This is a genomic window from Kitasatospora sp. NPDC058170 (assembly GCF_042883905.1).
Lineage (GTDB): Bacteria > Actinomycetota > Actinomycetes > Streptomycetales > Streptomycetaceae > Kitasatospora.
Genome location: NZ_JBHVUV010000074.1, coordinates 1 through 6,318, shown reverse-complemented (window position 1 = coordinate 6,318; position 6,318 = coordinate 1). Strand labels below are relative to the sequence as shown.

The window sequence follows — 6,318 nt, the reverse complement described above, 5'->3', positions numbered from 1 at the left end:
GGGGGCGGGTGGGGCCGGCCCCCCCCGGGGGGCGGGCCCCCCCCCCCCCGGGGCCGGGGCCCCGGCGGGGGCCGGGCCCCCCCCCCCCCGCCCCCCGCCGCTGGTCTGCGCTCCTGCCGTTACGGCTTCCTGCGCATGGCCGCCTGGACCTCCTCGGCGCTGGCGGCCAGCAGCTCCCGGATCTCCGGGCGCGCGTGGTCGGTGGCCCACTGCGCGATCTTGAACATCTTCTCCGCCGTCGGATTGATGTGGTGGGTGTCGGGGTCGTTGAAGCCCAGCGCGGGCAGCATCCAGTCCGACTCCCGCACCTGGCGCTCCAGGACGGCCGCGCCCTCCTCGGCCGTCATCCGCTTCGCGTCCACCGCCTCGCACACCTCGGTGACCTTGTCGAAGGCCTCCTTGTAGAAGTCCACCGGGCACCACAGCCCCGGGTAGGGGTTCTCGTCCAGGGCCTGGCAGTGCGAGTCGTCCCCGGTCTCCTTGGTCGCGGTCAGCGCGTTGAGGATGCGCTTGCCGCCGATCACGCTGGCCGAGGCCCAGATCCGGAACACCGAGTTCCAGAGCGGGTAGTGCGAGAAGGAGATGAAGGAGTTGTTCACCAGCCGGTCGTTGTAGTCCAGCAGGCCCTGCTCCAGCGTCTCCACGTAGGCGAACCGCTCCGCCGAGAAGTCGTCCTCACGCAGCGCCGCCATCAGCCGCCAGGACAGCGAGTTGATGATCTCGCAGGTGTTGGACAGCCCGCGGGAGAAGAGCGGGTCGATGAACCCGGCCGCGTGCGACATCAGGCACCAGCGGTCGCCGACCGTCCGGGTCGAGGAGTACTGCATCCGGTCCGTGCTGACCCACTCCCGCACGCTGCGGGCGCCCTTCAACTGCCGTGCCACCGCGGGGAAGCGCTCCACATGGGACCAGAACTCCTCCTCGGGAGTGAGGTCCGGGCGGGCCGGGTAGGTCCGCGGGTCGAGCTGGATCCCCACGCTGCACAGCGGGTTGGTCGCCCCCGGGTGGTTGTCGAAGGGGATCACCCACATCCAGCCGCGCTCGAAGATGTGGTGCATCGTCCCGTCGTTCCACGGTACCGGCGGGCGCAGCTCCTCGGGCGTGTCCACGTGGTCGTCGATCGCCCCCACGCCGACCATGTGGGTGAAGATCGAGCGGGCGTGGTGCTTGAGCCGGCTCGGCTCCTCGCGCAGCCCCAACTGCTTGGCCAGCGGCGAGCGGAACCCGCTGGCGTCGACCAGGTAGCGGGCGCGGTAGCTGCTGCCGTCCGTGCCGACCACCGTCACGCCCTCGTCGTCGAGGTCGAGCCGCTCCACCCGGTAGTCCTGCCGCGCGTCGCAGCCGTAGCGGACGGCGGTGTGGAACATGTACGCGTCGGTGTCCTGCCGGAAGAAGTGCGCGGCGTTGCCGACGATCGCGGGGATGCGGAACTGGCTGGTCTCCGTCGGGTCCGGCTCCTCGCCGTCCTGGTGGAACATGAACCCGAAGTTGCTCTTCTGCCCGTGCGCGCTGCTGACGTTGGCCAGGACGTCCTCGAAGCTCGCCAGGTTGGCGATCTCCGGCACGCCGTACCGGTCGGCGATCAGCCGCAGGACCACCAGGGTCTGCCCGATGGTCGACTCGCCGACGGCGAACCGGGGGTGGTGGGTGCCGTCCAGCAGCAGGACGCGGAAGCCCTGCTTGGCCAGGATCGATCCGAGCATCGTGCCCGACAGCCCGGTGCCGACGATCACGACGTCGTACGGCTGCCCGGCCTGCTGTTCCGTGGTGTGCGCTGCCATGCCGTTCTCCCCTCCGGTCAGACGGACTTGGTGCCGATGGCGAAGTGGTCCCTGGTGATGGTGTCGGTGGCGATGACCCGGTCGACCGTGAAGCCGGCCTCCTCCAGGTACGCGCGGGCCTGGTCGAGCGAGTAGGCCGAGCTGTCGTCCCGGATCATGGTGTGGTTGATCCGCTGGAGCAGGACCTCCGGGTCCCGCTCGTCCGGGTCGATCATGGCGTCGTAGAGCACCACCTTGCCGCCGGGCCGCACCGCCTTGAAGGCGCGGCGCAGCAGCTCCTGGCGGTCGGCCACCGGCCAGTCCGGCAGCACGTGCCCGAAGATCACCACATCGGCCTCGGGCAGCGGCGAGGCGAAGAAGTCGCCGCCGTGGAAGGTGACCCGGTCGGCCGTCCCCGCCGCGCCGACCAGCTCGTCGAAGAGCGGGCGCAGCGCCGGCAGGTCGAAGACCCCGCCCTTCAGGTGCGGGTGGGCCGCGGCGATCCGGGAGGCGACGTTGCCGCGCGCACCGCCGACGTCCACGAAGGAGGTGTAGCCGCTCCAGTCGATCTGGCGCGCCAACTCGTCGGCGGTGAAGCCGTTGTGGGCGTCCATGTGCATCATGACCTGCCGGGCGCGGTCGAGGTCCTCGTAGTGCTTGGGGTAGGCCAGCGGGCCCTGCGCGGCGACGGCGGACTTCGCCTTGCCGTCGCGCAGCGCGTCGGTGAGCTGCGCCCAGGCGTGGAAGTGCAGCCGGGCGTGCTGCTGGGCGGTGCCGCCCAGGTAGGTCGGAGCTCCCGGGACGAGGAACTCGGTGGCCAGGGCGGCGACCCGGTAGCGGCCGTCCTCCCGCTCCAGCAGGTCGAGGCCGACCAGGGCGTCCAGGAAGTCCTTGAACAGCCGGTGGGTGATGCCCAGTTCGGTCCGGATCTCCTCGATGTCGGCGGACCGGTCGGCCAGCAGCTCGAAGAGGCCGAGTTCCACCGCGCTCTGGAGCGCCTTGGCCTGGAAGTAGGCGGTGTTGAGCGCGACGATCCGGCGCGCGCGGGCAGCGGGGCTGCCGGTCTCTGACGTCATTGTGCTTCCTCTCGCGGTGTACTGATTGCGTTCTGCCTGGTCATGCGGACGGCCGGGTGGGCCGGGGTCCGGCGGTCAGCCGGCGGCGCCGAACCAGGTGGTCGCGGCGCTGCGGAGCTCCTCGTGGCAGGCCGGGTGGCCCGCCCAGGCGACGTAGCCGTCGGGTCGGATCAGGAAGGCCGTGTCGGGCTCCGCGCCCGCGATCGTGGCGGTCAGGGTGGTCACCCGGTCCGCCCAGTCGGCCAGCGGCGCGGCGGCCGGTGCGGCCGGTGCCGTCTCGGGCAGCAGCAGCAGCCCGCGCCCCTCGACGAAGTGGTCGCTGATCCGCCCGGTGCCCTCGGCGGTCAGCAGGTCGGCGTCCGGCATCCGCCGGCCGACCGAGGGGTGCTCGTCCGTCCCGTAGCGGACGTCGAACCCGGACAGCATCCCCGCGATGTACCGGTTGGTGTCCGGCAGCGCCATCAGCTCGCGGAAGGTCTGCCGCAGCGCGTCGTAGCGCGGGTCCGGGTCGATCAGCACCGCCTGGGTGCGGGTGTTGTGCACCACGCCGTCGGCCACCGGCCGCCGTTCGCTCTGGTAGCTGTCCAGCAGCTCCTCGCCGCCCTGGCCGCGCACCACGGCCGCCAGCTTCCAGCCGAGGTTCACTGCGTCCTGGAGGCCGAGGTTGAGCCCCTGCCCGCCGGCCGGCAGGTGGATGTGCGCCGCGTCGCCGGCCAGCAGCACCCGGCCGCTGCGGTACGAGTCGGCCAGCCGGGACACGTCGGTGAGCCGGGACAGCCAGGTGACATCGTGCATCCCGTGGTCGCCGCCGGTGTGCTCGACCAGGGCCGCGCGCATCTCCTCCTCGGTGACCGGCGCGTTGCGGTCGGGGAAGGGCTCGCCGAACCAGGCGACGGTGGCCCGGTAGACGCCCGGCTGGTGCTGGAAGGCGCCGAACCAGGACCGCCGTTCGGGGTTGACCAGGCCCACCGGGCGCATCGGGCCCAGGCCCTCGCCGCGCGGCAGGTCGCCGCTGAACCGCATGTCCCCGATGAGCGCGTACATGTGCGGGTCCTGGCCGGTGAAGCCGATCTCCGCCTGCCGCCGCACGACGCTGCCGCCGCCGTCGCAGCCGACCAGGTAGCGCGCCCGGACGGTGCCGCCCGCGGTCTCGACCGTCACCCCGTCCGCGTCCTGGGTGAACCCGGTGACCGGATCGCCCCGGACGATGCGGACGCCGAGCTCCAGCGCCCGTTCGGCCAGCAGTTCCTCCGTGCGCAGCTGGGGCACCAGCAGCACGTACGGGTGCCGGGTGTCGAACTCCTCGAACCGCATCGGCACGCCCAGGCTGGCGAAGTTCCCGCCCTTGAGCAGACCGGCTCCGTCCAGGAACCGGTCGAGCAGCCCGCGAAGTTCGAGCAGTTCCACGGTCCGGCCCTGCATCCCCATGGCCTTCGAGTGCTTCTCCGGCTCCTTTCTCCGTTCCACCACCAGCGTCCGGGCTCCGCCCAACGCCAGCTCGCAGGCGAGCATCAGGCCGGTCGGCCCCGCACCCGCCACCACCACATCGCAGTCCACCGCGACCTCCGCTGCCGATCCTGTACGACGGGCCCACCGTGCCAGCGGCGCTTCGAGTCGGTGTCCAGCGCCGTTGGCCGCCGCGGCGGGCGCCCGGGCACCAAACCGGCTCGAAGCGGAGCACCTAGCGTCGGCGGGAATCCCGATCCGACCGACGGAGGACCCGTCATGCCCTTCACCGCGAACGAGGCCGCCTACCTGGCCTCGCAGTCGCTCGCCCGCCTGGCCACCGTGGACGGCCGCGGGCAGCCGCACGTCGTCCCGCTCGGCTTCCACTACAACGCAGAGCTCGGCACCGTCGACGTGACCGGGCGCGGCATGGCCCGCAGCCTCAAGTACCGCACCGTCCAGAACCACCCGAAGGTCTCGCTGGTCGTGGACGACGTGGTGGACCCGGAGAACTGGGTGGTCAGGGGCCTGGAGATCCGGGGCACGGCCGAGGCGCTCCCGGTCGGCGGCAAGGAGATCCTGCCGCACGTCGACGACGAGCTGATCCGGATCACCCCGGAGCGGATCGTCTCCTGGGGCATCGACTCCGACTGCCAGGCACCGCCGCTGGCCCGCGACGTCGCGAACGGGGTGCGGGCATGATCGAGCGGCTGCCCAAGTTCCCCTGGGACGTCCTGTTCCCCTACCGCAAGCGGGCCGCCGCCCACCCCGACGGGCTGGTGAACCTGGCACTCGGTGACCCGGTGGACCCGACGCCGGCCGTGGTCCGCGCGGCGCTCGCCGCCGCGGCCGACGCCCCCGGCTACCCGTCCACCGAGGGCACGCCGCAGCTGCGCGAGGCCGTCGCGGCCTGGCTGCTGCGCCACGAGGGCGCGACCGTCCACCCGGCCGCCGTGATCCCGGCCGTGGGCACCAAGGAGCTGATCGCCTGGTTGCCCACGATGCTCGGCCTCGGCCCCGCCGATGTCGTCCTGGTGCCCGAACTCGCCTTCCCCACCTACGAGGTGAGCGCCCGCCTGGCGGGCGCCCGGCTGATCCGGACGGCCTCGCCGCTCACCTACGAGGGCCCCGACCCCAAGGTGGTCTGGCTGAACTCGCCGTCCAACCCGGAGGGCCGCGTCCTCGACACCGCCGAGCTGCGCGCGATCGTCGCCTGGGCCCGGGAGCGCGGCGCCCTCGTCGTCAACGACGAGTGCTACCTCGAACACGTCTGGGAGGGCGCGACCCGCTCGGTCCTGCACCCCGAGGTCAGTGGCGGCAGCCATGAGGGCGTGCTGGCCGTGCACTCGCTCTCCAAGCGCTCCAACCTGGCCGGCTACCGGGCCGGGTTCGCCGCGGGGGACCCGGTGGTGATCGCCACGCTGCTGGAGGTGCGCAAGCACGCGGGGCACATGGTGCCCGGCCCCGTACAGGCCGCCATGGTGGCGGCGCTCGGCGACGACGACCACCTGGTGCGGCAGCGCGAGAGCTACGCGCGGCGGCGGTCCCTGCTGCGCTCGGCGCTGCTGGGGAGCGGCTTCCGGATCGACCGGTCGGCGGGCTCGCTGTTCCTGTGGGCGACCCGGGACGAGCCCTGCTGGTCGACCGTGGGCGCGCTGGCCGAGCTCGGCATCCTGGTGGCGCCCGGGGAGTTCTACGGCGAGGCGGGCGCGCGGCACGTGCGGGTGGCCGTGACCGAGACCGACGAGCGGATCGAGCAGGCGGTGAAACGGCTCGGCGCGGCCTTCTGAGCAGCGCCCGCCCATTTTTCGCAGCGCCCCGCCGGCCGTCCGGCGGGGCGCTGCGCTGTTCCCGGCCTGGGCTGTTCACCGCCCGTGCTTGCTCCCGGTCTGTGCTGCCCCCGGCCGTGGCGCTGCGCGGCCGGGGGCAGCGCAACGGCGTCGGGCCCCCCCCCCTGGGGGGGCGGGGGCGCCCCCCGACCCCCCGGGGGCGGCCGGCCCCCCCCGCCGCCCGGGGACCCGCGCACGGCCCCGGCC

5 protein-coding genes are annotated in these 6,318 nt (G+C 73.1%); 2 read left to right on the top strand and 3 right to left on the bottom strand.

Annotated features, from left to right (window positions below; all coding sequences use genetic code 11):
- Window positions 1–119: 119 nt before the first annotated feature.
- The 3 genes from ACFVVX_RS37720 to ACFVVX_RS37710 all read right to left on the bottom strand — a co-directional run bounded on the left by ACFVVX_RS37720 (window position 120) and on the right by ACFVVX_RS37710 (window position 4,393).
- Window positions 120–1,781, bottom strand: a complete 1,662-nt coding sequence (locus tag ACFVVX_RS37720; protein WP_387952688.1) for an NAD(P)/FAD-dependent oxidoreductase — start codon at window positions 1,779–1,781, stop codon at window positions 120–122.
- A gap of 17 nt (window positions 1,782–1,798) precedes the next feature.
- Entirely contained in the window at window positions 1,799–2,836 is a 1,038-nt protein-coding gene (locus ACFVVX_RS37715) for a methyltransferase (protein ID WP_387952686.1), read from the bottom strand.
- A gap of 75 nt (window positions 2,837–2,911) precedes the next feature.
- Window positions 2,912–4,393, bottom strand: coding sequence for an FAD-dependent monooxygenase (locus ACFVVX_RS37710; RefSeq protein WP_387952685.1), 1,482 nt, complete (start codon window positions 4,391–4,393; stop codon window positions 2,912–2,914).
- Window positions 4,394–4,561: 168 nt separating this feature from the next.
- Here ACFVVX_RS37710 and ACFVVX_RS37705 point away from each other — a divergent pair, with 168 nt between their 5' ends.
- On the top strand, window positions 4,562–4,984 hold the full coding sequence (locus tag ACFVVX_RS37705) for a PPOX class F420-dependent oxidoreductase (protein WP_387952684.1): 423 nt from the start codon (window positions 4,562–4,564) through the stop codon (window positions 4,982–4,984).
- The gene (gene dapC / locus ACFVVX_RS37700) at window positions 4,981–6,072 is read left to right on the top strand and encodes a succinyldiaminopimelate transaminase (RefSeq protein ID WP_387952682.1); all 1,092 of its coding nucleotides are present in this window, start codon (window positions 4,981–4,983) and stop codon (window positions 6,070–6,072) included. Before ACFVVX_RS37705 ends, dapC begins: the two co-directional genes overlap by 4 nt.
- Window positions 6,073–6,318 lie beyond the last annotated feature (246 nt).